The following is a 22,968-nucleotide window of genomic DNA, read 5'->3' as shown; positions in this document are numbered from 1 at the left end:
ACAATTGAAATAATATATTTTATAGAATAAAGAATATATTATTCTAGTAAAAGCATTTCCCTTCAGAAGAAGGGAAAACAGGTTAAGCAACTAGTTGCTAACCAAAAGGGTTTGACGCGATGATTTTTTTGAGAATCAAATTAGTGTTTTAGACTATTTCCAACACCACCAAACTCCTTATTTAATTCGTACACGAATTAAATTATGCATTCCTCTCGCAAAAAAGCTTTTCGGATGCAATATAAAAAGGGAAAAGCTAGAAATTGAGATCATAAAATTCAACTTAAAAAGTAAAATCTGTTCTCATAAAAGCATTTCCCTTCAGAAGAAGGGAAAACAGGTTAAGCAACTAGTTGCTAACCAAAAGGGTTTGACGCGACGTAATTTATTAATTTAAAAGCTAGTAGAAAATCGCTTTTCTAAGACCTAAACTCTTTCTTTATAGAATCTAATCTTCTTTTATTATCACGATCTTTTAGCGTCTCACGTTTGTCAAATAATTTTTTACCCTTTGCAAGTGCGATATCAATTTTTGCAAGGCCTTTTTTATTGACAAACAATTTTAAAGGAATAATAGTATTACCAGAGTTGGCTACCGCTTTTTCTAGTTTTTTAAGTTCTTTACGATTCAATAGTAATTTACGTACTGCTTTAGGCGCATGATTGAAGTAAGTCGCATGAGAATATTCTTGAACGGTCATGTTCACGATAAACAATTCGTTATTATTAAACTCACAAAAACCTTCGGCAATACTAGCTTTACCTAAACGTATAGCCTTTATTTCTGTTCCAGCAAGTACAATACCAGCAGTGTACGTATCGAGGATCTCGTATTCAAAACGAGCCTTACGATTTTTAATTTCTATTTTGTTCTTAAAATCCATAATTAAAGGACAAATATACTAGAATCAGTAGTAGATTCTCTTATATCTTTGTGAAATGAAAAAGAATATTTTACTCCTTTTATCTATCGTTTTGTTAGCTATTTCTTGTGATTCTAATCAACCAGATCCACGCACTATTATGGATCAAGCCATGAAAGTTCATGGTACGGATGTTACAGATAAGGGAGAATTGTCCTTTGATTTTAGAGGGATTCCCTATACCGCAGCCAGAAAAAATGGTGCCTACACCTATAAACGTCATTTAATGATAGGAGCAGACACTGTTGTAGATCAGTTATCTAATGAAGGTTTTTCTCGTCTTAAAAATGGGCAGAAATTAAATTTACCAGATTCTCTTTCTACTCGTTACGCTGCCAGTGTTAATTCGGTTATATATTTTGCTCAATTGCCATACAGTTTAGATGGTGAGGCTATAAATTTAAAATACATTGCGTTAGATACCATAAATGAAAAGGCATATCATGAAATTCAAGTAACCTTTAAAGAAGAAGGTGGCGGCGAGGATCATGAAGATGTTTTCATGTATTGGGTAAATGCACAAGACTCATTTATTGATTATCTAGCTTATTCTTACTGTGAAGAAGAATGTGGTTACCGCTTTCGCGAAAGCGAGAACAGAAGAAACCTAAACGGTGTAATTGTTCAAGATTATAACAATTACAAAGCTTCAGAACATGATACGGATTTATCAAAATTAGACGACCTTTTTGAAAATGGAAAACTGGTTAAATTGAGTGATATCGATCTAGAACGAGCTAGTTTTAGTAAAAACTAATCCTGTTCATCGCAGAATGTAGGTGATTTCCAAAATTTTGGAAACAACGCATTGTCAAATTCAATTATCCTAATCAAAAGTGGAGTCAAACAAAATTACCTTCTATTCTAAAGATTGAAAATAATCGTGCACAGATTTAATGTGCTTTTCTTTCATCTCTTTAGGAAGCCAGCTGGCTTCAAAAGCATTCGCGGCAAGTTGTTCTAGTTGACTTACATTTAAATTTAAAGCGATTGCTGTTTCATAATAATTTTCATTCATGTATCCACCAAAGTAAGCTGGATCGTCAGAATGAATGGTTGCAAGAATTCCTTTATCCAGCATCTTTGCCACCGGATGATCTTCAAGGTTTTCTAATACTTTAAGTTCTAAATTACTCAATGGACATAAAGTCAATGGCATTTGTTCTTCTACCAGTCTGTTCACTAATTTGCTGTCACTTAAACACCTATTTCCATGATCAATACGTTCTACGTTAAGTATATCTATTGCTTCCCATATATAATCTGCTGGACCTTCTTCTCCTGCGTGTGCAACCAGTTTATAGCCTTGCGCTGCAGAAGCTTTAAAAACATTCACAAACTTACTAGGCGGATTGCCAACTTCTGAAGAATCTAATCCAACACCATGAATCCAGTCTTTAAAAGGCAAAGAAGACTCTAAAGTTTTAAAGGCTTCTTCTTCACTTAAATGTCTCAAGTAAGACATGATCAATCGGTAAGAAATGTTTAATTCACTTTTTGCTTTTTCAAGTGCCTTGTAGATACCAGTGATCACGGTTTCAAAAGCAATACCTCTATCGGTATGTGTTTGTGGATCAAAGAAAACCTCAACATGAACCACGTTCTGCTCATGAACTTTTATGAGGTAAGCCCAAGTTAAATCAAAAAAATCTTGTTCATGAATCAAAACTTGTGCACCTATGTAATAAATGTCTAAAAACTCTTGAAGATTATTGAATTTATAAGCCTTTTTCAACGATGCTACAGAATCATAATCTAAGGTGATGTTATTTCTTTGCGCTATTTTAAACATCAATTCTGGTTCAAAGCTGCCCTCTATATGTAAATGAAGTTCTGCCTTTGGGATTCCTTGAATGATATTTTTTAATTGTATTGATTCCATGAATGGTTATTTATGATACTCTTAAAACAGGTGTATGAGCAGTTTGATTTACTATAGGAGTTTAAAATAAGCTTTGGGTTTAAACTAAATAACTTTATCCTAGATAGTCAAAAAGCCCTAGTGATTTTTAAGCTACCACTAGAGCTTTTATTAGTTTCCGCTTTCGCGAAAGTGCTGTGAATCATAAGGTTTTACCCAAGTACTTCATTCAATAAAGCAGCAAGTCTCACGCCACCTTTTTGAAGTTGGCCTCTTAATTTATCAAAGTATTTATACATGTAACGGTAACTTAATTTTTCACCTTTTTTAGTATTTGCATAGATATCCTTTACTAAAACGCGACTGTCTTCTAACCATTCTCTGTGCGTACCATTACCCATTGCTTTACGTTCTTTTTTAGAAAGTTTAGGCATATTTACAGCAAGTTCTGAATAAGACATTCCATAACTGTCAATCATTTGAGAATCCCATACACGGTGAAGGTTTGTTCCATCTCTAAACCATTGTACCTGAAAGTCATTGCCACCCTTATCTTCACTCAATCCAGTATGAAGTGGCTGGTGAAGATCTCCTATAAAGTGAACTAACATTCTTAATTGAAATGCTTTTTCTTCCTTTGTTGCTGTTTTTGATTTTAAGGTTGCGATACAAGTATCAATTGCCTCGATGATATCACCACGTTCACTTTTAGGGTGCTCTTCATACGTAGATTCAAAAGGTATATTGACATAATGTTTAGGACCGTATTTTCTATAAAGCGTGTCACTTTTAATATCATCTGCAAACGTAGAAACCAGTGCTAATGATTCTCCATCTAGTAGTTTTTCAATAGCTTTTCTAGCTTTTTTACTTAGATATTGTTCTGCTATTGCTCCAGTGGTACGATGGCCGGTTTTACCCCAATCGTCTGCTTGTGAGGTGAATGAAATTAGTAAGGCCAATAGAATAATTAAGTGACGCATAATTTTATTTTTTGTGCAAGTTAAGGTTGCTACCGCATTTAATTGTTAGCTCTATATTAATTATTTCAAGGTGTAGAAAACAGAATAAGTAAGGCGATAGAATGCACTCCTTAAAGGACTTGAACTAAGTATTTTGTGGTGTAAAACATTTAGAAAGCTTTTTATAAATGTCTGGATGTTTACGTTTCATTAGTTTAGGTCTAGTAAAAAAATACTCTGCGGCAACAGCAAAAAACTCGATCTTACCAGTTCCACCGTAACTTCTTATGTCGGACTTGTCCTCATTGATGCGTTCCATTTCTTCATGCATTAGGTTGATCCATGGCAGCATGCAGGACTGCTGCATGAGAACCTTAGGTATTCCATCTATTGCACCATCCATTTTATCAATTAGGTGCACAAACTCGTGAATTGCCGTGTTTAGTTTATCGGTATCATTTTTAAATCCGTGGTAAAGAGCCTCTTTAGAAAGAATCATTTTATTGTTCCATTTTCCTGTTCCTACCATTCCAAAAATACGCCTGCCATTTCCATGACCTTCAAATTCTAGATTTTCATTAAAATGTTCTGGCAATAAGATGACGGTTTTTAGATTAGTATAATGCCAGTCTGGAAATTGGAAAACCAGTATGATAGCACTTGCAGCAATTAATAATGCGTCTAGTTCTGATGGTTCCATATCTATGGTTTCTATTTCTATTTCTTCTAGAAAAGCCTGCATGCGCAGTTTAAAAAAGAGTCTATCTCTCGCTTCTAATCTTTTAAAAAAAGGAACGTGATCAATAAGTAATTCATCCCAATGTTCAGTAGACGGTGTTTCTTCTTTCTTTTTTCTAAATAAATGAAATATGGGCATGAAAGCTGGTTTTATTTAAGTGACTAATATAAAAAAGCATTAGGACCATTAAAAGAATACTCAAGAACTACAACTCAGATGTGTTATTTGACAATTCAGTTATTCTTTATTTATTCAACCGTTTACTCTTTTGATATTTGCAGTGTTCTAAAGGAATAAAGTATTTTAGAGCATCAAATAAAACCACATGATTCTTAAACGACTTTTTAAACTTATTTGGGTATCGGCATTGATTGCTTTATTAATCAATGTAATATTTTATATTGTTGATGGTGGTTTTGATCCCATAGAAGAAGAAATTGAAGAATATATTATCAATTTTATCTTTAGCGTTTTTATCACTTTAGTAAACCAAAGTTATTTTGACTTCATAGGAAAGTTTTACTCATGGACAGATAATGGATTGAAAAGATTATTGATAGGCGCTGTAGGTAGTGTTGTGCTTACCATGATTACTTTATTTATATTATTATTCTCTATAAGAGTTTTTTATTACGGGCAAAGTATAGAAGATTTTTTTGAGCAACAGCAGTTAGATTGGTATTTGTTTGGTTTTACATTTACCATGATCATGTCGGTCATTTTTCATGCTTTCTATTTCTATCGAGAATTACAGGCAAAGAAAGTAAAAGATCAAAAAGTCATTGCGAGAAGTGCTACTGCTCAATTTGATGCATTAAAAAATCAGTTAGATCCACATTTTTTGTTCAATAGTTTAAATGTGCTTGTTTCCTTAATAGAAGAGAATCCTAAAGCAGCTACTAAGTTTACAACCTCACTTTCTAAGGTGTATCGATATGTATTAGAACAGCGCAACAAGGAACTGGTTTCTGTAGATGAAGAATTGAGTTTTGCAAGAGCTTATGTAGGATTGCTCAAAACAAGATTTGAAGATAGTATAGAAATTGATATCCCAGAAAAAAGCAACATTATAGACGCTCAGGTTGTACCACTTTCTCTTCAATTATTATTAGAGAATGCTGTAAAGCATAATGTAGTCAGTGACAGCAAGCCCTTGAAACTGAGAATTTATGAAGAAGGAAATCAACTAATTGTTGAAAATAATCTTCAAAAGAAGCCAGTTGCTGGTTCAGGAAGTGGAGTAGGACTGCAAAATATAGCTTCTAGATATCAATTGCTTACTAATCGCAAAATGAGTATTGCCGAAGATCAAACTCACTTCAAAGTACAAATACCTATACTGACTAAAGTACCAGAAGAAGTAACCTTAAATAATGATGACATGACAACCGTAGAAGATATTAAATTGATCAAAGCAAAAGAACGAGTAAAAAGTATCAAAGATTTTTATGACGACGTTGTAAAAACAGTTGGGATCATGATCTTTCTAGCCGCTATCAATTTCTTTACATCAGATTTTCCTTGGGTGATTTTCCCAGTAATAGGAATGAGTATTGGCTTGCTTTTTAAATACCTGCGCACATATGAAAAAAATGTTTTTCTAGGTAAAGGTTGGGAAGATCGCAAAATCAAAGAATTATTAAACAATAAAGACTTTTAAAATGAAAAAAGAAGAAACCTATCAAGAGCGTTACAATAGAGCAAAAGCACGTGTGGAAGAAATAAGAGCTTTCTATAATCATTTGTTTATTTATATTATCGTAAACATAGGACTTGCCTCACTTAATTATTATCAAAATGAATGGTATTTCCCTTGGTTTTTATTTCCTTTAGGAGGTTGGGGAATAGGTTTGATGGGACATGCCCTAGGAACTTTTAGTGCTAACCCATTTACAGGTAAAGATTGGGAAAAACGTAAAGTACAAGAGTTAATGGAAAAAGAACGTTTAAATAATTAAGAATGACACTAGATAATAAAAACAAAGCACTTAAAAAGGCTCAAGAACGCGTAGAAGAGCTTAAAGGTTTTTACAATCATTTGATCACGTTTACTATTATAAACCTATTAATTCTTATAGCAGTTTTATTTTTAGAAGGAGATCTATTATTCTTCTTTATAGTAAGTGTTTTAGGATGGGGAATTGGTTTATTTATTCATGCTATAAAAACATTCCAATGGAATCCATTCACTGGTAAAGATTGGGAACAACGTAAGATCCAAGAGCTGTTGCGAGAAGAACCTTTTAAAAATTAACTATGGAACACTTATCAAAAGATGAAGAGATACTTAAGAGAACTCAAAAAAGAGTTAAGGATCTAAAAGGTTTTTACGATCACCTTATTGTATTTATTATTATACACATAATGATATTAGGTGCGGTATTATATTTCAACGGTAGTTTAAAATTTTTCATAACATTTACTTTATTAGGTTGGGGAATAGGTCTCTTGGTACATGCTTTAATCGTTTTTAAATGGAATCCAATTACCACCAAAAAATGGGAGCAGCAAAAAATTGAGGAATTTTTGAAAGAAGATGAAAACAATTATCATGAGTAAAGAATTAGAAAAAGCAAAAAAGAAAGTTCATTATATCAAAGGTTTCTATAATCATGTGATCATATTTATAATCATGAATTTGATCTTTTTAGCAGTAGCTTTATACATCGATTTAAGTATCAATTATTTTATAAATTTCTTTGTTTTACCTTGGGGAATGGGATTGTTTATACAATGGATGCTGGTTTTTAAATGGAATCCATTTACTAGTAAGGACTGGGAAAAACGTAAAATTCAAGAATTTATAGATAAAGAAGATGAATATGAAAGCAATCATCATTGAAGACGAAAAGCCTAGCGCTCGCAGATTAAAACGCCTGTTAGAAGAACTGAGTATCCAACCGCAAGTCATGCTGCATTCTGTAAATGAATCTGTAGATTACTTATTAAATAATCCTGCACCTGATTTAATTTTCTTAGACATTCAATTAAGTGATGGTCTTTCTTTTGAAATTTTTGATCAAGTAGAAGTGAGTAGTGCCATTATCTTTACAACCGCTTATGATGAGTATGCTTTACAAGCCTTTAAACTAAACAGCATTGATTATCTTCTCAAACCCATTGATGAAGATGAATTAAAAGTAGCAGTAGATCAATTTAAGGTACGCTTTCGCGAAAGCGAGAACAATACCAACAAAGGTGCCACTATAAACTTTCATGATATCGCAAAGCTGCTAGGCAATCCCATAGAACAAAATTATAAAAAACGATACACTGCAAAAGTAGGAGAGCACTTAAAGCTCTTCAATACGGACGATGTTCAGTTATTTTATTCTGAAAACAAGGGGACTTATTTGAATCTTGAGAATGGCCGCAATTATTTGATCGATACAAAGCTAGAGTCTTTAAAAGAAGAGCTGGATCCAGAGCAGTTTTTTAGAATATCACGACAGGCTATTATCAATATAAATGCTATTAATGATATGATTTCTTATACAAATTCGAGAATTCAAATAAAAATTAATTCTTTTAAGGAAATGGACTTAATAGTTAGTAGAGAGCGAGTTAAGGAGTTTAAGTTATGGCTAGAAAAATAATTTTACCTTTTAATTGTTACTGTGTTGAAGTATTAAGAACGCTTTAACATAGTATTTAAAACCGAGACTGTTTTTATCTCGTAAGTAGGGTGTAAATTAATTAAAACCATATTACGATGAAAAAAATTGCCCTTTGGTCCACACTTGCGATTACAGCGATAGCTGGAACGTTAATCGCAGCTGACCACCTCGACGCTCCTGCGGTTAGAAATATGTCTGCTGATATTGCAGATTTCTATGCGTTTGAAGGAGAAAATGCCTCTTCAACAACCTTTATTGTGACATTGCCTGCAAGCAGTGCTTCTTCAAACTTTGATGAAAATGTATTGATAGAAATCAATATTGATAATACTGGAGCAGATGTTCCTGGCGCTTTCCCAGCATCTGTAGGAGTAACTGAAGATCTAGTAATTCAAGCATTGAGACAAGGAGATAGAATGTACTTTTTTGGACCTTATGCTCCAGATTCTACAACTATTTCTGGTAGTATTAATGTAGATGAAGCTATTGGTAGTGTTGTTATCGGTTCTGCTGGTGAGACATTAACTGGTGGTGTACGTGCATACGCTGGACAACGTCAGGATGCTTTCTATTTTGATTTCCAACAATTTAATACAGTAATAGGAACTGCACCAGCTGAAGGATTTGGCTCTACTGGTACTAATGCTTTTGCTGCTGCAAATGTTAACGCTATCGTTGTTGAAGTACCTAATTCTTTATTAGGAACAGCGCCTACTCACCTTGCTGATCAATTTCGTGCAGGATTAGGTGTGCCAGTTTACGGTTTACCTGCTTCCTACAATGTATGGGCAGAAACTAAAAGAAGAAACTAGTCCCAAACAAATCAATTTTAAATTTTTAAAGACAATACAATGAAAATATTCAAATATATACTAGCAGTAGCAGTAATGGCTACTATCACAGTAAGTTGTGATAATGATGATGATATGCCTACAGATGGAGGAGCAACTACAGATTTCTCTGGGACTTTCACGACACAAGATCAAATGGGTCGCCCAGGAATTAACACAGTTCTTTCTGGATCTGATGCAAACAAGGATAACTTTAACATCACTACACCAGCAACGCAATTTGCCACTTTTTCTGGAGAATTTAACAACACGTTAGGTGCATATTACAATGCTTATGGTGCATCGTTTGAGACAAATATCCTAGGATTAGATCAAGCACTTACAACAGCGGTACTTTCTTTAGATGTACTGCAAGTTTCTCCTAACGCACCTACTTCTTATTTCACACCAGGTACTGGAGCAACTGCTTTGACAGCACCAGCTAGTTTCTTAACTGGTCGTAACTTAGAAGATGATGTAATTGATGTATCTTTAATTGTACTTTTTGGAGGTACTTCTGGACAACGTTTTGACGGAAACAATGGTACGCCTAATTTAGTTTCTGATAACGTAGGTCTTGAGTCAGGTGTAAGTTCTGCATCTTTCCCATATCTAACTGCAGCTAGATTTTAATTTTATATTAATTGAATTAATGCCAACTTTCCACTGGAAAGTTGGCATTTTTAATAACTCACCACCATGAAAAATATTTATTTCCTCCTTTTCCTATTTGTTTTTATCTCGTGTAAAAACGATTCTCAAAAATCAGAACAACCTACAGTAGTAACCACTGCAGCAGATTATAGTGCTTATCTAGAATTAGATGACCATGAACAAATTACCCAACTACAGTTAGATATAGATAGTCTAGAAATTGTAGTAGCAAATAACCCAATAGGTGTTTTAGATTTAGGACGTCTGTCTTCAAAATTGAACACACTTTATGATTTAAAAGGCGATGTCAATAACTTGAATAGATCGGTAGAAATGCAAGAAGCTGTTGTAGAAAATATGTACATCAAACCGAACAATTCAAAAAGAGAACTTGCACAGGCCTACATTAAATTACATCAATTTAAAAAAGCAGATAGCTTAATGTCTTCTTTTGCAAAACAAGATTTATCGAGAGAAAGTCAGATGATTTATTTTGATATTGCTATGGAATTAGGAGATTATTCTCGAGCAGAAAAAATGCTCAATGCACTTAAAAATTCACAGGATTATAATTATTTGATTCGAGCAGCAAAGTGGAACGATTATAAAGGAGATCTATCGGCTACTATTAGATTAATGGAAAAAGCAAAAACACTTGCAGACCAAAGCGGTAACCTATCTTTACAGTTATGGACCAATTCTAATATCGCAGACTACTATGGTCACGATGGACAGATAGAAAGATCTTATGAACATTATCTTAAAACATTACAACTAGACCCTAATGATTCTTATGCGTTAAAGGGAATTGCTTGGATTGTTTATTCGTATGAAAAAAATCCCAATGAAGCTCTACGTATTTTAACAGCACTGAAAAAGCGTCATCCACTACCAGATTATGACCTTGCCATTGCAGAAATTAAAGAGTTTCAAAAACAAACTGAAGCTGCAGAAGAATTGCGTCAGTCGTTCCTTGAAGAAGTTTCAAATCCGGCTTATGGAAATATGTATAATACATATAAAATAGAGCAATTAGTTAATGGCAATAATGAAGAGAAACAGCAAGCTTTGATCATTGCAAAAAATGAAGTTGAAAACAGATCTACTCCAGAAACGCAAAGTTTGTTAAGTCTAGCATTTCTTAAAAACGGTATGATGAATGAGGCTTTAGAAAATCAACAAAAATATGTCATGGACAAAACATTTGAACCAGTAGCCCAATTACATTCACTGGAGATTTTGATTGAAAATGGTAAAAAACAAAAAGCTTTGGAATACGGTAATGATCTATTAGAAGCAGAATATGAGTTAGGTCCTGTTACTTTAAATCATATAAAACAAATACTTTCAAGTATTTAAAACCATCATCTTTGTTTTTACGTAAGTATGAGTGTTAGATATTAAAGCATTAAGTCTGAAGGGAAATCAGATTTAATTTTTGGTTGGTTAGTTTGGATGCCTAGTTCTTATGTGAACTAGGCATCTTTTGTTGTAGGTATTTAAATACGGTCTATTCAGATTTTTCTAGATCTATAACTTGTTTATTGATGTATTGATTATTTGGTATTAATAATTGAACATAAGAGATGTTTTTGTTTGATTTGTTAGCATTACGCTTTCGCGAAAGCGAGAATTACGTAAATATGAATGCTACGTTATAATATTATTTGCTCGCACGATTAAAGTTTCTAATTGTTCAAAGTGGTTAATACAACAACTTATCGGTCCAGTATCGGAAGAATCCTTGCCTACTCCTATGTATTCATCTCTATTCATAGCTTAACTTGGAACAGATATGTTATAAAATAAGTTAACTAGTAAGGATGGAACAAGTGTTCTGTAGATTAAAAAAGAAGTAAGTATTAGGTTGCTGCTTGTTTCATCAAATAATTATATTATTCAATAAAAAAATGCGCAGCTTTAAGGCTGCGCATTTTAAATATCAAAGAAGATTAATTGATTATTTAATAACACCTAATGTATACAATTGCTCCAAATTTGGACCTTCTGCACCACCATATTCTTCTAATGTGATACCGAAAGCCTCTGAAGCGTTTGCATTTTCAATTCTTAGAAGACTTTCACTATTTTCTACAACGCCCAAACTTGTAGGCGTGAGCGGATTTAATGTTAAAGACCACAATTGATAAGATTTGCCTTGTGGTGCTTGTGGTAATCCAGCAACATCTATGTATGTGACGTTTTCTACAGAATTATGAAAAGCTGTCGCATAGGAGTTTTCAAAGCCTTTTTGACCGGCTAGATTTACCTTAACAGTGTTTTTATCCTTAATGAAGTTAAGTGCTTCTTCATAATTGTTATTGATAGTCATCGTGTTTTCTATTTCACTATTCAGGATTTCCTTATCCTGTTCAACTGCAACTATTTGTTCTTCTAGATTTGAATTACTCTCTGTTAAGTTAGCGTTATTCATATATAAATAACTGCTAGCCAGAAGCAAAGAAATTGCTGCTGCCCAACCTAGATAGTTACTTCTAGAATTTGAATTATTTTTGGTATTATCACCGCCTATGATAGCTTCTAGTTTATCGTAAAGATCTAACTCATCTTTATTAGGAGCAAGTCCACTAGCTAGCTTCATATAAGTTTCTTCAATTTGTTGTACTTCTAATTGAAGAGAAATATTATTCTTAAGTTCTTTAGTAATCTCTATAGAACGTTCTAGATCTAGAACACCACAAACGTAAAGTTCTAAATCACCGCTATTAATAAGTTCTTGTATATCCATTAGTTCAATATCATGTTTCTTAATGCCATCATACATTTTCTATGTCTGGTTTTCAAGGTTCCAGAAGGCATGTCTAATTCTTTTGCACCGTCTTGAAAAGTAAATCCTTTGAAGAATATTACATCAATAATTTTAACACACATAGGTTCTAATTTTTCAATCCACTTTTTAAGATAAATAGCATTAGTCGCTGTGTCTAAATCATCACTGGTTTCTAATATATCTACGAAATTATCAGAGCTAAGGTTTTTCAATCCATCTTTATGTCTCTTTGATCGTAAATAATCAATAGAAGCATTGCGTGAGATGTTTAATGCCCATGTAAAGAAACGTCCTTGTTGAGCGTCATAAGAATCAGAATTTTTCCAAATTTTAATAAAAACATCTTGCAAAATTTCTTCTGAGACATCTTTATTTTTAACAATATTAAAAATCACTCCGTGAAGAGCTTCTTGATAACGATCATAAACACGTGTAAAAGCGGTCTGATCACCACTTTTCATTCTTGCGATTAATAAATCAGGTTGTGCACTCATATATAAGAAACTATTTATTGCTTAAAGATGGATTAAAAAAGTCCGACTATTTATTTAGCCAGACTTTATTTATTTTTAATATTAGATAAACTACTCAATAACCCCACAAGCTTCACGAGCTCCTGCAGCACCACTAGGTTGAGATTTGAAATCATCTGCACTGGCGTGTACAATTACTCCTTTACCGACTATGTTTCTTTTTTCATCATCACATCCTATACACCATTTATCTGTTGAGAATTCTAAAGATGCTTTTCCATCTGCTCCCACTTCTAGATTTCCTATATCACCAGAATGGTGCATGTTATCACCCCATTTTCCATGATCTTCACTAGTTGGATCCCAGTGTCCACCAGCACTTTTACCATCTTCAGAGCTACAATCTCCATTTTGATGTATATGTATAGCGTGAGAACCTTCTGTTAAACCTTGTAAATTTACATTCATGGTAACCTCTTTTTCTCCTTGTACAAATGCAATTGTACCACTTACGTTACTACCGCTTTTGGCTGACATAGGTACCATAAGTTCTTTCCCTACCATCAAGCTACTTGCATCATCATGGTGCATGTCATCATGAGAATGACTATGAGTTTCTCCATCGTGTGTATGTTCGTGGTCATGAGAATCTTCATTCATTTGTTCTGTCTCATCAGTTAAAGAATCTGTTTCTTTACCTTCTTTACAAGACGACACACTTATTGATAAAGACAGTGCCATTATTCCAATTACTAATTTTTTCATTGTAAGTTTTTTAAAGTTTGATAATCTGTGTTAAAAATAAGAAGTTTAATACTTAAATCGTCATAAGAGTCTATCAAATTTCATGGGATTGTGATTTCCTATTTTTAGATTTTCTATAGCATTAAGAGCTTTATCCACTCGTTTTTAAGATCCACTCGTGTTATAAATCATAAATATAATTTTACGTTGCTTGCCTGGTATCAAATTCAAAAACCATTAGTTGATCAATTTAGTGATGACTTGCGTCTCGCTGTGTAACGTTTTATGCACAGGACATTTGTCAGCTATTTGCAGCATTCTTTGCATTTGCTTATCCGTAAGATTTCCGGTAAACCTTATTTCTCTAGTAAAAGTATCAATCTTTGAAATTTTATCTTCACAGTTTTTGCAGTCTACTGCATGCTGTTTGTTGTAATTCACATGACACTCTACATTTTCAATGTTCCATTCCTTCCTTCGGGCGTACATCTGTATAGTCATCACTGTACAAGCTGCTAGCCCGCTAGAAAGTAGATCATAAGGAGTCGGACCAAAATCGTTACCTCCAAAACTTTCAGGCTCATCTGCCGTAAAATGATGCCTGCCTGCTACCATTTGCGTTGTAAAATTACTCTTGTTATTCAAACCTGCAGCAACATTGCTCTTTGTTCGTAGGTTGTTTTTTTCTGACTGTTTTATATATCTAGATGCCCAACTGGCTATCAATTCTCCTATATAAATAGCATCCTCTTTATTCATCAAAAGATGATCAGCGCCATCTAGACTTACAAAACTTTTAGGGTGAATAGCCGCATGGTATAATTTCTCTGCATGATTAATTCCTACGGTTGTATCTTGAGGAGAATGCGCTATAAGTATAGGTTTTCTTAAATTTTTTAGTGTTTTGGTAACCTGTTGTTCATTTATATTCCTCAAAAACTGCTCTTTGATTTTAAAAGGTCTACCACTCAATTGAACAGTTGCTTCTCCATTTTCTATAATGGCATCTATTTGATCGCCAAACAAGTGTCTTACATGTTTTGTATCGCTAGGTGCTCCTATAGTTGCAACAGCTTTTATAGAATTCGCTTTCGCGGAAGCGAATATAACAGCAGCACCACCTAAACTATGACCTATGAGAAGAGTAGGAGCTTTATAGTTTGCGTCTAGATAGTCCACCGCAGCCAAAAGATCTTCTACGTTACCAGAAAAATTGGTGTCTGCAAAATCACCGTCAGAATCTCCTAAACCTGTAAAGTCAAATCTTAAAACGCCATATCCAGCGGTAGTCAAGGCTCTAGAAATATTTTTAGTCGCACTAAAATTTTTACTACAGGTAAAACAATGTGCAAAAATGGCATAATTGTGAGGCAATCGATCTACCGGTAATTCTAGTCTACCACTTAATTCATATCCATTAGCATTATTAAAACGTATCTTTTCTATATTCATGAGGTAGATTTTCTTTAAAAATAAAACCTTTTTATCACAGCCGTATATCAAACACTTATTATTACAATAAATGTAGACATTTCTATAAGTTTCAATACTTTTACATTTCTAGAATCAATTTCCATGAAACATATCATTTTATTACTCGTATTATCTCTCGTTTCTTGCATGAACACAGATGCAGATAAAACACCAGAGGAAAAACAAAAAGAGCAATTAACTACTTTTTATTTTATACGTCATGCAGAGAAAATGACAGATCAAGGTAATGATCCAGAATTAACAGAACAAGGAAAGAAAAGAGCTGAGAATTGGGTAAATTACTTTTTTCTAAAAGATGTAGATCATGTTATTTCTTCTGACTTTAAAAGAACTAAAGCAACGGCTTCACCTCTTGCCAAAGCAAAGAAATTAGATATTGAACTTTATGATGTAAGAAATGCAACAGGAAAATCGCTACTTCAAGAATATAGAGGTAAAACGGTAGCTTTATTTGGACACAGTAATACGATTAACAAATATGCAAATGAATTGCAAAATGATAGTATTTACAAAGAATTGAATGATGCAGATTATGATCATTATTTTGTAGTTCGTGTGGATAAAGATGGTAATTCTAACGCTGTTAAAGAAAAAATTGATTTCGTAGATTAATGGATATCATTCAATTAATCATTAGTTTAAAACATTATTTCTCTTCAATCCTATGAAAATATTAAGCTGGAATGTAAATCGTCATGATGGAGATTTAGAACATGAATCAAATGAAAAACGCAAAGAGCATATTCTAGAGCATAATGCAGATGTCGTTATTCTTACTAACACGCACATAAAGTTTCATTTAGGAGATCCGTACAAAAGAATTGCTTCTACAGAAATGCCATTGCGCCATGATGGTATCGATTATAAAGCAGGAGAGAATAGGGTTAGTATTTATACAAAATATCCTTTTAAAAATAAGGTAAAAACATACGATAATCATTCTGCGGTTTGTCAAATGATAGAAACTCCTTTAGGAAATCTGAATGTCTATGGAACGATTCTAGGAGCAAATCCAGACCTTTTTGAATCAGATCTTGTCGAACAAAAAGACGATCTAGAACGCATTCAAGGAGCGATGTGTTATGCAGGTGATTACCATATGTCATTTGTGGAGCCTTTAATACCAAATGAAGAAAAAGTAAAAGAATTACAAACTTTTCTTGATGAACAGAAAATGGCCATCCTCACTGCCGACTTTGATAATTTAAACCATCATGTTTCTATAAGTAAGTCTTGTTTAAAAGGAAATACGACACAAGTAGAGTTATTCCCGGTTTCTGAGGAAATTTCTCAGGAAGAAATAATAGTGGTGACGATCAAAGAAAAGGAAATTAAAACACAAGTGAACAATCCATTACATGGCGTTAAACTGGCATACATGTTAGAGAAGTTAGTAGATCATTACGGCTGGAATGAATTAGGTGATCGCATAAGAATCAATTCGTTTAACTCTAATCCAGGCATAAAATCCAGTTTAAAGTTTTTACGTAAAACTGATTGGGCTAGGAAAAAAGTGGAGGATTTGTATGTGGAGACTTTTGTAGAGTAGTTTTTGATTTTCCTAATCCTCAAAATACTTATTTACAGATTTATAAAGGGTCTGCTAGTATCTACATCGCTAGCTGTAAAATTTAAAACTTTATTCCCAAAACCAAACATGCCAAGAAAAATTCTTGGCATGTTGATTACTTACTAGTATACATATAGAAATATGAAGTTCTAAAAGTCAAAGACTCATCATCTTTGTTACTCCTCAAACATATTGATAGTTACGCTTTTCATTTCTGCTACAAACGCTTTCCATTCTTTTTCAAGAAAGGATTTTGATTCTGCGTTGACTTCTCTTGCAAGAGCAGCAGCCTGATTGTATAATTGCTCCTCAGTTGCGGTTTGAGGTCCTTGACGACTTCCTATATAACTGGAAGCACCATAAATACGATTCATAACTGTAACCTCTGGATTACGAGTGATTCCTTGACGCTCATCTGGCGTACCGAAATATTTGTTCTGGTGTTTTTCTAGTTGCTTCACAATAGAATCAGTCGCTTTAATTTGCTCTTTAAATGCCTCTTTATCTTGAGATTTCAAGAGCTTTTTGAAGTTTTCTGCCGTTTCTTTGTTTATAGCCAGTTGCGACGTTACGGCTTCGACTTCCATAATCAAGCCTTGCAGCTTTTCTTGTGCAGCACGTTGTTCTTTGCGATTTGCCATAGAGAACTCGTCTATTCTTGGATCTTCCATCACCTCAATCATTTGCTCGCTAGTCATTTCACCATAATGCAACACCGCTTTATAAGTTCCTGGTAAAACATCGTTTCCTCCAGGTTCTCTCTTAGAATCTCTAACTCTTCTAGATGGATATTCGATTCCTTTCTCGTCCAGTCTCCATGACCAGTCTTGTAATCCTTTTTCTTTAGGTATTTTGCTACTCAAGGTCCTGATCAATTCTTCTCCCTTGTAGATTTTAAGAAATAAAGAATCTGATTTTACGGTGTCGGTTTTTGCCTTTAGTTCTTTGTCAAAGTAGTATTTGAACCTTCCTATAGGTCGACTTCTGTTTTCTCCATGAAACATAGCATCTGCACCAAATCTACTTCCTGTAGGTTGCTGATAGCGGGCAAAATAGGCTGTAGGAGGCTCGTATAATTCGATGGCTTTTCTCTGTTTCGCTTTCGCGAAAGCGGTAAGAGGTTCCAGATCATCAAGTACCCAAGCAGCTCTACCGAAGGTTCCAATAATAAGGTCGTCCTCACGTGGATGGATCACTAAGTCTTTCACAGAAACAGTAGGGAAACCGTTGGTATATTTAGTCCAATTGTCACCAGCATCTATACTCACATAAAGACCATCGTCAGTTCCTAAAAACATTAAGTTATTTTCTTTAGGATGCTCGATAATACAAAGCGCATAACTAATCACATCATCTTTATCTACAATACGTGTCCAGCTTTTTCCATAATTAGTGGTGCGGTAAGCATACGGTTCAAAATTGAACCTGCGGTAATCGTTTGCAACGAGTAGCGCATGGCCTTTTTTAGTTTGTGAAGCTTTAATTTGAGTGATCCAGCTTCCTTCTGGCAGACCTTTTAAGCCTTTGGTAATATTATCCCAGCTTTCTCCACCATTTTTTGTGATATGAACGAGACCATCGTCTGTTCCTACATAGAGGACATCTTTTTCTACAGCGCTAGGTTCAATAACTAGAATTGTGGTGTGATTTTCTGCTCCAGTAGCGTCCATGGTAAGACCACCAGATTCTGATTGTTTTTGTTTTTCTGGATCGTTGGTAGTTAAGTCTGGTGAAATTACTTTCCAAGTCAGACCTTTATCGGTAGACTTGTGCACAAACTGGCTACCGAAATATAATGTAGAACTATCAAAAGGATCGATATTAATAGCAGCATTCCAGTTAAATCTCAATTGTACATTTGCATCTGGATGCGTAGGTCGTACACTATAATTATTACCTGTTTGCCAATCGTAACGACTTACAAATCCTTGCTGACTCATAGAGTAACCAAAACGGCTGTTATCTGGATCAGGCACTACATCAAAACCATCTCCAAAACTAATTTCTTGCCAGTAGCTGTTTCTAATGGCTTGCGCTCTCCACGAGTACGCAGGACCTCGCCAGCTACCGTTATCTTGCATACCACCATAAACGTTATAAGGTGTTTCCATATCTACATTAATATGGTAAAATTGTGCTACTGGAAGATTTCCTATAAAACGCCAAGTTTTACCACGATCGCGAGAAATATTTAATCCGCCATCATTTCCATCGATCATAAATTTACCATTCTTAGGATGAATGTACCAAGCGTGATGATCAGGATGTACACCATTATCTGCGCCGTAAGCTGGCATTAATTGAGTAAAGTTTTTACCGCCATCTTCAGAAACGTTGATGTAAGTAAAAACTGAATAGATGCGATTTTCATTTTGAGAATCTACGTAAATCTCTGAATAATAAAATGGACGATTACCTATGTCACTTTTATCATTTACCATTTTCCAGTTGAAACCACCGTCGGTAGATTTGTACAGCGCGTTTTTCTTTGCTTCTACCAGAGCATAAACTATGTTAGGCTCGCTAGGAGCGATGGCAATACCTATACGCCCTAATTCTCCTTTAGGCAATCCATCTTCTTCGGTAATTTTTTTCCAATTTTCTCCACCATCATGTGTCATATATAAGCCAGAACCTTCACCACCAGATTTAAAAAACCAAGGATCGCGTTTGTGTTCCCACATCGCAGCGATGAGTTTATTGGGATTAGTAGGATCCATGACAAGATCTGCCGCTCCAGACTTGTCGTTAGTATATAGTATTTTCTTCCATGTCTTACCACCATCAGTGGTTTTAAAAACACCACGTTCTGGATGAATTCCCCATGGAGAACCTATTGCTGCGGCGTACACTACATCTGGATTTGTAGGATCGATTACTACACGATGAATGTTTCGTGTTTTCTCCAATCCCATACGTTTCCACGATTTTCCAGCATCTAGAGATTTATAAATTCCCTCGCCACCATTCAATGAATTACGCGGATTTCCTTCACCAGTTCCTACCCAAATCACACTAGGATTAGATTGTTGCACAGCAACGGCGCCTACCGAAGCGGTTTCTTGATCATCAAAAATAGGATCCCAAGTGATCCCACCATTAACCGATTTCCATAAACCACCACTGGCAGTTCCTGCATAGATAGTTTCTGGATTATCGTGAACTACATCAATAGAAGTCACACGACCAGACATTCCGCCAGGACCTATATTTCTAGGTTCTAGGTTTTTGACAAGTTCTAAATCTAATTTTTGAGAGAATACTTGAGTAGTAATCAAGCATAATGCGAGTAAGAGAATGCGTTTCATATTGTAAATTAGGTTGAAAGCATAAAGATAAAACCTATGCTTTAAAACTGCTATATACCTATTGGTTTTATTTTTACTCTTTATAATCCTCGCCGTATTTCTTCTTAGATAAAAGTTTTAAATCTTCAAAAGCTTGATCAGGACCATACTCGCCAAAATAACTTTTATAGACACCGTAGGGATTTATCACTACATAACTTTCACAAGGATAATGATATTTAAAAAATTGTTTTTCTATGAGTCCTTTTGGGTCATATTGCCATGGAAGAAGTACTTCGGTTTCAAAAATTGGCTCATTTTGTTTGACGATGTACATGACAGAATTAGAAGTGATTGTTTTAAATTTTCTTTCCATTCTTTCGTGCCACTTCTTATTTGATTCTTTGGTAGCATTTCCAGATGAATTGCATCTGTCGACTCCAGGATAGTAAATAATCACTAGCGACTGTGTAGTATCTAAAGGAATATTTAGTTCTGAAGAAAGAAATTTATATACAGCAGTTACATTTTTTAATTTCCCTATTTCAATCGTTCTATCAGTCTTTTCTCTTTTAAACTGTCTAAAACGATATCTAGCACCTTATTAGTGCTCCTCTTTTTCTCAAATTTACTTTCACTTATTTCTTTCCCGTTGGTATCGTTATAAGTAAAACTAGTAATAGAATCTAGATCAACCTGTGAAAAACTCAAAAAAGAAAAGAAAAAGAATACAAATACTGATAGAACTTTCATCATTTATTGATTTAATTCCTTCCACATCTGATTGCTCAATGGCTTCAACTCATTACTACCCATAATTTCTTCATAAGGCATAACTGATGACGAAGAACGAGATGCGCGACCGTTTAATCTTATATCTTCTAGACAAAGAGCTAGAAGTGGCTCGTTACTATCACCTAAAATGCCTAGGTTAGAAAAATCTTCCGTTTGAGCGATATCTGGTGCTAAACCATCAAAGTAATCTGTATTACCATTTGCATTTAGACTTTTAAGAACTAGCGGTTGCATGGCATATCTATGTGCAGGATTTGCTCCTGATCTCCTAAAATCAGGGCTATCATATAAGGTTACACTAGCTTGAAATTTACCACTAGTGTCATCACCTACTTGAACTACATCAATATAAGGTTCTAATGAGTTGATTACTAATTCACTTGCACTTGCGGTGTTTCCCGTTGTAATGATATGAACTTTATTTAAATCTAAGGTATTTAATGCAGTTCCAGAATCTGTTTGGTTTTTGAAAAAATTAATCAATCTACCTGGGTTGCCAGCTTGAAATTGAGCCTGTATTTCTGGATTCCACTGTTCTGTAGAATACACATCTGTAATCGGATTTCCAGAAATTAAACTTCCTAATATGACAGCCGTGTTGACAGATCCACCGCCGTTGTACCTTAAATCTAACACTAGATGTGTTACACCTTGTGCTTTAAAGTCGCCAAAAACACTATTCAATTGTTCATCAAACTGTGAAAGAAAACCGGTGTACATTAAGTATCCTACTTTTTGTGCGCCTTGATCAATCACCTCTGTTAATAGAATAGGGTTTTCTTGAAGAACTTCTTTATTAAGTGTTATTTCCATACCGTTTGATGTAGTAACTCCAGCATTTAAAGATGCTAATCCGATGGTATATGTGTTTTGAGCTAATAAAGCACTAAAATTTTCTCTAGTTAGTCTTGTTCCATTTATTGAATTGAAAATCATACCACGTTGCACATTCTGAATTTGTGCACTAGAATTAGGAGCTACATAACGCACGTAACCATAAACATTCGTAGCGCTTCCTGTTTCACCGATTAAACCAAACTCCATCCCATTACTTAGTGTGTTGCCCGAAAGAGCATTTTCTAGAGCGACATAATCATCAAAAACCACGCTAAAACGATCTGTTCTAGCCCTATCAAATACAAGTGTTTCAAAAAACTCTTCTGGCGAACTAAATTGGGCATGAAAAGCCTCTAACTCTTCTATGTTTGCAAAACGATCATTTGCTAGTACATCAATATCTGGTTTGTATAGGTAAAAAGCATTCATGCCCCTATAAATAAAATTATTGATTTCACTTTTACCAGCAAACACGTCATCATTGTCCTCAAAACAACTAGATAAGGTCGCAAGTGCGATTAAAGAAACTAAAATATATTTAAGAATTGTTTTCATTGTGAGGTTGTATTATGCATTTGGGTAAGTAAAATAGTAGTTATTAATTTTCAATAATTTTACCACAGTTGGAATTATAAAAATCTATTGCTGTAACTACGTTTCTTTTAAGAATTTCTTCTTGATTAATTTGAGCAATTAAGCTGGGACAGTCCTTAAGCATTTTAAGATGTCTATTTCTCAATTTACGTCCTATTTTAATGAGTTTATTATTTATGACCATGTAATAATTAGAACTCGATGGAGCAGTCATCATTATTGGTAATTCACTATCGCCGAAAGTGGTAAAGTACTCACCACCTTGAATATCAATAACATAAAGATTGATAGTACCTTTTAAAACTTCTTTTAAAATTTGAGGTCCATTGTCATTTTCGTTTCTTTTAACATAGCTATAAGTTGCGCCATCAATAATAAAACTATTTACTTGAAAGTGATTGTAAACAATAGGTTTATCATCTTCATTTTCTTTAAATTTAATACCGTCATGACTTCTCACTTTTATGAAACCTTCTTTTGTAGTATTATTTTTAAATAGTAAAGTTCCTTTTTGATATTGTGAAAAACCAATGATGGAGCATAAAAAAAAGAGTAGAAAAAGTATTTGTTTCATCAAAAGTAATTTTTATTCAAAAATAGGGAAACGGTCTCACAAAAGAATATAGAAATAAACGAGTTATAACTTTATTTATTGATAAATCTACGACTTTTTGTGTGCCATGGTTTTAAAACTTATTGGTTTTAGGAAGTTAGGTGATGCAAACAGCGCTATACAAACTCATTTTACAACTCGATTATAAAAAAATGAAGTACCCTTGTAACAATTAAAGTACAGA

General features: G+C 34.2%; 26 protein-coding genes. 12 read left to right on the top strand and 14 right to left on the bottom strand.

Going from position 1 to position 22,968, the window contains the following annotated elements; genetic code table 11:
• Positions 1-419 precede the first annotated feature (419 nt).
• On the bottom strand, positions 420-884 hold the full coding sequence (gene smpB, locus ACTF54_RS07365) for an SsrA-binding protein SmpB (RefSeq protein ID WP_347195657.1): 465 nt from the start codon (positions 882-884) through the stop codon (positions 420-422).
• 55 nt (positions 885-939) lie between these two features.
• On the opposite strand from smpB, the gene ACTF54_RS07360 reads away from it, so the two are divergent.
• Complete coding sequence (locus tag ACTF54_RS07360; RefSeq protein WP_438969060.1) at positions 940-1,680, top strand: DUF6503 family protein; 741 nt, start codon at positions 940-942, stop codon at positions 1,678-1,680.
• 102 nt (positions 1,681-1,782) lie between these two features.
• Here the strand turns inward: ACTF54_RS07360 and ACTF54_RS07355 are convergent, their stop codons facing one another.
• From ACTF54_RS07355 to ACTF54_RS07345, 3 genes are all read right to left on the bottom strand, one after another.
• A complete protein-coding gene (locus ACTF54_RS07355) occupies positions 1,783-2,805 on the bottom strand; it encodes an adenosine deaminase (protein ID WP_438969059.1) in 1,023 nt (340 codons plus the stop codon).
• Between the two features lie 191 nt (positions 2,806-2,996).
• Positions 2,997-3,767 carry a S1/P1 nuclease gene (locus ACTF54_RS07350; protein WP_347195654.1) on the bottom strand — a complete coding sequence of 257 codons (771 nt, stop codon included), beginning with the start codon at positions 3,765-3,767 and terminating at the stop codon, positions 2,997-2,999.
• A gap of 124 nt (positions 3,768-3,891) precedes the next feature.
• Entirely contained in the window at positions 3,892-4,623 is a 732-nt protein-coding gene (locus ACTF54_RS07345) for a zinc-dependent peptidase (RefSeq protein ID WP_438969058.1), read from the bottom strand.
• A 187-nt stretch (positions 4,624-4,810) separates the two neighbouring features.
• Between ACTF54_RS07345 and ACTF54_RS07340 the strand changes: the two genes are divergently transcribed.
• From ACTF54_RS07340 to ACTF54_RS07300, 9 genes are all read left to right on the top strand, one after another.
• Positions 4,811-6,145, top strand: coding sequence for a histidine kinase (locus tag ACTF54_RS07340; RefSeq protein ID WP_347195653.1), 1,335 nt, complete (start codon positions 4,811-4,813; stop codon positions 6,143-6,145).
• A 1-nt stretch (position 6,146) separates the two neighbouring features.
• Complete coding sequence (locus ACTF54_RS07335; RefSeq protein ID WP_347203188.1) at positions 6,147-6,443, top strand: 2TM domain-containing protein; 297 nt, start codon at positions 6,147-6,149, stop codon at positions 6,441-6,443.
• Positions 6,444-6,445: 2 nt separating this feature from the next.
• Complete coding sequence (locus ACTF54_RS07330; protein ID WP_347195651.1) at positions 6,446-6,739, top strand: 2TM domain-containing protein; 294 nt, start codon at positions 6,446-6,448, stop codon at positions 6,737-6,739.
• A 2-nt stretch (positions 6,740-6,741) separates the two neighbouring features.
• Entirely contained in the window at positions 6,742-7,044 is a 303-nt protein-coding gene (locus tag ACTF54_RS07325; RefSeq protein WP_438969057.1) for a 2TM domain-containing protein, read from the top strand.
• Entirely contained in the window at positions 7,022-7,327 is a 306-nt protein-coding gene (locus ACTF54_RS07320) for a 2TM domain-containing protein (protein WP_438969056.1), read from the top strand. The genes ACTF54_RS07325 and ACTF54_RS07320 overlap by 23 nt, the downstream gene beginning before the upstream one ends.
• Positions 7,308-8,081, top strand: coding sequence for a LytR/AlgR family response regulator transcription factor (locus tag ACTF54_RS07315; RefSeq protein ID WP_438969055.1), 774 nt, complete (start codon positions 7,308-7,310; stop codon positions 8,079-8,081). The genes ACTF54_RS07320 and ACTF54_RS07315 overlap by 20 nt, the downstream gene beginning before the upstream one ends.
• Positions 8,082-8,197: 116 nt before the next feature.
• A complete protein-coding gene (locus ACTF54_RS07310; protein ID WP_347195647.1) occupies positions 8,198-8,914 on the top strand; it encodes a DUF4331 family protein in 717 nt (238 codons plus the stop codon).
• Positions 8,915-8,953: 39 nt separating this feature from the next.
• Positions 8,954-9,565, top strand: a complete 612-nt coding sequence (locus ACTF54_RS07305) for a DUF4331 family protein (protein ID WP_347195646.1) — start codon at positions 8,954-8,956, stop codon at positions 9,563-9,565.
• 66 nt (positions 9,566-9,631) lie between these two features.
• Positions 9,632-10,945: a tetratricopeptide repeat protein gene (locus ACTF54_RS07300; RefSeq protein ID WP_438969054.1), complete on the top strand. Its 1,314-nt coding sequence runs from the start codon at positions 9,632-9,634 to the stop codon at positions 10,943-10,945.
• 291 nt (positions 10,946-11,236) lie between these two features.
• Here the strand turns inward: ACTF54_RS07300 and ACTF54_RS07295 are convergent, their stop codons facing one another.
• The 5 genes from ACTF54_RS07295 to ACTF54_RS07275 all read right to left on the bottom strand — a co-directional run bounded on the left by ACTF54_RS07295 (position 11,237) and on the right by ACTF54_RS07275 (position 15,046).
• Positions 11,237-11,362 carry a hypothetical protein gene (locus ACTF54_RS07295; protein WP_438969053.1) on the bottom strand — a complete coding sequence of 42 codons (126 nt, stop codon included), beginning with the start codon at positions 11,360-11,362 and terminating at the stop codon, positions 11,237-11,239.
• A 184-nt stretch (positions 11,363-11,546) separates the two neighbouring features.
• Positions 11,547-12,335, bottom strand: a complete 789-nt coding sequence (locus ACTF54_RS07290) for an anti-sigma factor (RefSeq protein WP_347195644.1) — start codon at positions 12,333-12,335, stop codon at positions 11,547-11,549.
• The gene (locus ACTF54_RS07285; RefSeq protein WP_347195643.1) at positions 12,335-12,871 is read right to left on the bottom strand and encodes an RNA polymerase sigma factor; all 537 of its coding nucleotides are present in this window, start codon (positions 12,869-12,871) and stop codon (positions 12,335-12,337) included. Before ACTF54_RS07285 ends, ACTF54_RS07290 begins: the two co-directional genes overlap by 1 nt.
• A 90-nt stretch (positions 12,872-12,961) precedes the next feature.
• Positions 12,962-13,615: a superoxide dismutase family protein gene (locus tag ACTF54_RS07280; protein ID WP_347195642.1), complete on the bottom strand. Its 654-nt coding sequence runs from the start codon at positions 13,613-13,615 to the stop codon at positions 12,962-12,964.
• 216 nt (positions 13,616-13,831) lie between these two features.
• The gene (locus ACTF54_RS07275; protein ID WP_347195641.1) at positions 13,832-15,046 is read right to left on the bottom strand and encodes a bifunctional alpha/beta hydrolase/OsmC family protein; all 1,215 of its coding nucleotides are present in this window, start codon (positions 15,044-15,046) and stop codon (positions 13,832-13,834) included.
• Between the two features lie 123 nt (positions 15,047-15,169).
• Here ACTF54_RS07275 and ACTF54_RS07270 point away from each other — a divergent pair, with 123 nt between their 5' ends.
• Positions 15,170-15,700, top strand: a complete 531-nt coding sequence (locus ACTF54_RS07270) for a SixA phosphatase family protein (protein ID WP_347195640.1) — start codon at positions 15,170-15,172, stop codon at positions 15,698-15,700.
• 718 nt (positions 15,701-16,418) lie between these two features.
• A complete protein-coding gene (locus ACTF54_RS07265; RefSeq protein WP_438969065.1) occupies positions 16,419-16,637 on the top strand; it encodes a VF530 family DNA-binding protein in 219 nt (72 codons plus the stop codon).
• 197 nt (positions 16,638-16,834) lie between these two features.
• Here ACTF54_RS07265 and ACTF54_RS07260 read toward each other — a convergent pair whose 3' ends face one another.
• The 5 genes from ACTF54_RS07260 to ACTF54_RS07240 all read right to left on the bottom strand — a co-directional run bounded on the left by ACTF54_RS07260 (position 16,835) and on the right by ACTF54_RS07240 (position 22,745).
• On the bottom strand, positions 16,835-19,966 hold the full coding sequence (locus ACTF54_RS07260) for a WD40/YVTN/BNR-like repeat-containing protein (RefSeq protein ID WP_438969052.1): 3,132 nt from the start codon (positions 19,964-19,966) through the stop codon (positions 16,835-16,837).
• 73 nt (positions 19,967-20,039) lie between these two features.
• Positions 20,040-20,321, bottom strand: coding sequence for a hypothetical protein (locus ACTF54_RS07255; RefSeq protein WP_438969051.1), 282 nt, complete (start codon positions 20,319-20,321; stop codon positions 20,040-20,042).
• A gap of 164 nt (positions 20,322-20,485) precedes the next feature.
• Positions 20,486-20,698 (bottom strand): hypothetical protein, encoded by a 213-nt coding sequence (locus ACTF54_RS07250; RefSeq protein WP_438969050.1) that lies wholly within the window; start codon positions 20,696-20,698, stop codon positions 20,486-20,488.
• A 3-nt stretch (positions 20,699-20,701) separates the two neighbouring features.
• Positions 20,702-22,132: a S41 family peptidase gene (locus ACTF54_RS07245; protein ID WP_347197192.1), complete on the bottom strand. Its 1,431-nt coding sequence runs from the start codon at positions 22,130-22,132 to the stop codon at positions 20,702-20,704.
• A gap of 43 nt (positions 22,133-22,175) precedes the next feature.
• Positions 22,176-22,745, bottom strand: coding sequence for a hypothetical protein (locus ACTF54_RS07240; RefSeq protein ID WP_347197191.1), 570 nt, complete (start codon positions 22,743-22,745; stop codon positions 22,176-22,178).
• Positions 22,746-22,968: the final 223 nt, after the last annotated feature.

The organism is Nonlabens sp., from assembly GCF_965657255.1.
In the GTDB taxonomy this organism is placed as follows: domain Bacteria; phylum Bacteroidota; class Bacteroidia; order Flavobacteriales; family Flavobacteriaceae; genus Nonlabens.
This window is presented reverse-complemented; position numbering and strand designations above follow the sequence as displayed.

Bases quoted from the DNA above. Each gene is read 5' to 3' on its own strand.
- smpB (WP_347195657.1), bottom strand. From the start codon at position 884: ATGGATTTTAAGAACAAAATAGAAATTAAAAATCGTAAGGCTCGTTTT.
- ACTF54_RS07360 (WP_438969060.1), top strand. From the start codon at position 940: ATGAAAAAGAATATTTTACTCCTTTTATCTATCGTTTTGTTAGCTATT.
- ACTF54_RS07355 (WP_438969059.1), bottom strand. From the start codon at position 2,805: ATGGAATCAATACAATTAAAAAATATCATTCAAGGAATCCCAAAGGCA.
- ACTF54_RS07350 (WP_347195654.1), bottom strand. From the start codon at position 3,767: ATGCGTCACTTAATTATTCTATTGGCCTTACTAATTTCATTCACCTCA.
- ACTF54_RS07345 (WP_438969058.1), bottom strand. From the start codon at position 4,623: ATGCCCATATTTCATTTATTTAGAAAAAAGAAAGAAGAAACACCGTCT.
- ACTF54_RS07340 (WP_347195653.1), top strand. From the start codon at position 4,811: ATGATTCTTAAACGACTTTTTAAACTTATTTGGGTATCGGCATTGATT.
- ACTF54_RS07335 (WP_347203188.1), top strand. From the start codon at position 6,147: ATGAAAAAAGAAGAAACCTATCAAGAGCGTTACAATAGAGCAAAAGCA.
- ACTF54_RS07330 (WP_347195651.1), top strand. From the start codon at position 6,446: ATGACACTAGATAATAAAAACAAAGCACTTAAAAAGGCTCAAGAACGC.
- ACTF54_RS07325 (WP_438969057.1), top strand. From the start codon at position 6,742: ATGGAACACTTATCAAAAGATGAAGAGATACTTAAGAGAACTCAAAAA.
- ACTF54_RS07320 (WP_438969056.1), top strand. From the start codon at position 7,022: ATGAAAACAATTATCATGAGTAAAGAATTAGAAAAAGCAAAAAAGAAA.
- ACTF54_RS07315 (WP_438969055.1), top strand. From the start codon at position 7,308: ATGAAAGCAATCATCATTGAAGACGAAAAGCCTAGCGCTCGCAGATTA.
- ACTF54_RS07310 (WP_347195647.1), top strand. From the start codon at position 8,198: ATGAAAAAAATTGCCCTTTGGTCCACACTTGCGATTACAGCGATAGCT.
- ACTF54_RS07305 (WP_347195646.1), top strand. From the start codon at position 8,954: ATGAAAATATTCAAATATATACTAGCAGTAGCAGTAATGGCTACTATC.
- ACTF54_RS07300 (WP_438969054.1), top strand. From the start codon at position 9,632: ATGAAAAATATTTATTTCCTCCTTTTCCTATTTGTTTTTATCTCGTGT.
- ACTF54_RS07295 (WP_438969053.1), bottom strand. From the start codon at position 11,362: ATGAATAGAGATGAATACATAGGAGTAGGCAAGGATTCTTCCGATACT.
- ACTF54_RS07290 (WP_347195644.1), bottom strand. From the start codon at position 12,335: ATGGATATACAAGAACTTATTAATAGCGGTGATTTAGAACTTTACGTT.
- ACTF54_RS07285 (WP_347195643.1), bottom strand. From the start codon at position 12,871: ATGAGTGCACAACCTGATTTATTAATCGCAAGAATGAAAAGTGGTGAT.
- ACTF54_RS07280 (WP_347195642.1), bottom strand. From the start codon at position 13,615: ATGAAAAAATTAGTAATTGGAATAATGGCACTGTCTTTATCAATAAGT.
- ACTF54_RS07275 (WP_347195641.1), bottom strand. From the start codon at position 15,046: ATGAATATAGAAAAGATACGTTTTAATAATGCTAATGGATATGAATTA.
- ACTF54_RS07270 (WP_347195640.1), top strand. From the start codon at position 15,170: ATGAAACATATCATTTTATTACTCGTATTATCTCTCGTTTCTTGCATG.
- ACTF54_RS07260 (WP_438969052.1), bottom strand. From the start codon at position 19,966: ATGAAACGCATTCTCTTACTCGCATTATGCTTGATTACTACTCAAGTA.
- ACTF54_RS07255 (WP_438969051.1), bottom strand. From the start codon at position 20,321: ATGGAAAGAAAATTTAAAACAATCACTTCTAATTCTGTCATGTACATC.
- ACTF54_RS07250 (WP_438969050.1), bottom strand. From the start codon at position 20,698: ATGAAAGTTCTATCAGTATTTGTATTCTTTTTCTTTTCTTTTTTGAGT.
- ACTF54_RS07245 (WP_347197192.1), bottom strand. From the start codon at position 22,132: ATGAAAACAATTCTTAAATATATTTTAGTTTCTTTAATCGCACTTGCG.
- ACTF54_RS07240 (WP_347197191.1), bottom strand. From the start codon at position 22,745: ATGAAACAAATACTTTTTCTACTCTTTTTTTTATGCTCCATCATTGGT.